The 1488-nt window shown below is 27.3% G+C and carries 1 protein-coding gene; it reads left to right on the top strand.

Features of this window, described 5'->3' with window-relative positions; translation table 11 throughout:
* Nucleotides 1-1335: ApeA N-terminal domain 1-containing protein (locus BUB83_RS21105; RefSeq protein WP_159434138.1), on the top strand; the 1335-nt coding region annotated here is incomplete at its 5' end.
* Between the last annotated feature and the right edge of the window lie 153 nt (nucleotides 1336-1488).

Genomic DNA, 1488 nt, shown 5'->3' with positions numbered 1-1488 from the left:
TGGTGGTTGCCAGAAAATATAGAGAATAATATTTCAGGGATTTTAAAATTTAATATTAATGATGGTGCAAATTTAGAATTAATAGGAGAACTGGTAGAAGATGATGAACTTGAGGTTAATATTATTCTTGGTAAAACAGCAGATGGAAAAGATATTACGTTATATAAATGCTTTGAAACAAACAGAGTGTTTAATAGTAATGGATTTATTACGACAGTGATTTTTGCTAATATAATATTTGAAGGAGTTCATTTTAACAATGATGCTGATATAAAGTTTAATGAAATTAGTTATCATTATTCAAATCTAGATGAATGGGCTTGGATGAATGGAATAAATATAAGTTCTTCATCAAATGATGAGATTGATATAAAGTACAAGTTGCCCTCTAAAGTCACTACAGATATTAGTGAGGAATATTCAATTGAAATTTATCCTGTTACTCAAACACCCAACCGATGTATTGTTCAAAAAGAAGCAAATATTAAACAAAAAATATACGTAAAGATGATTAATAAGAAACTTAATTCATTTAAAGAACATACAGAACAATTACAGCATATACAAAATTTTATAAGCCTAGGTGTTGGTGAACCTGTCACAATTATAGATGTAATAGGTAAAACAGAAGTTAATAAACAAGAATTTGATGGAAAATTTTTATATCCTGATGTTACAGTCTATTTCTGTATTAAAAACTCATTAATGGACCCAAAGTCAATTTTACCACCTAATATGTTGTTTAATTTACAGAATATCAAAGATGAATTCAATGAAATTATAAAGAAATGGTTTGATAGATCAGATGTTTTAAAACCTGTAATTAACTTATACTTTGGAACACTTTATAATTCAGATATGTATTTAGAACAAAAGTTTTCAAGTCTTATACAAGCTTTAGAATCATATCATAGAAGAACTAAGATAAATACTGAGATTGATCCAGATGAGCATGAAAAAAGAATCAATAGTATAATAAACTCTGTTGACAGTCAATACGAGGACTGGTTAAAGGGGAGGTTATCATATAGTAATGAACCCACATTAAGAAAAAGATTAAATGATATGATTAATGAATGTGGTACTCTTCTAAATCTATCGTCATCAAAAAAGAAGAAATCATTTATTAGTAGAATTTGTGATACTCGAAACTATTTTACACACTATGATATTAGTTTAGTTGATAGAGTAGCCAAAGGGAGAGAATTATTAAGAATATGTCATAAGCTAAAGATTCTTATTGAATTTAACTTACTATTAGAGATAAGTTTTAAGAAAGAGACAATAATTAAGCTACTAGCAGAAAAATATAAACATCACAATATATTTGACTAGATACTTCCACTGAAAATACTCAAGTTAGGTTGATGAAAAACTACAAAACGCAATCACGAAATCAACTACAGTGACCCTAGGTTTTTCAGCATCTTGTATAAGAAATATAATAGAAAGTAATTATAAGTTCACTTCCTATTACATATAATTGGA

The sequence above is a fragment of the Clostridium grantii DSM 8605 genome (genome assembly GCF_900129965.1).
Lineage (GTDB): Bacteria > Bacillota > Clostridia > Clostridiales > Clostridiaceae > Clostridium_AF > Clostridium_AF grantii.
This window is presented reverse-complemented; position numbering and strand designations above follow the sequence as displayed.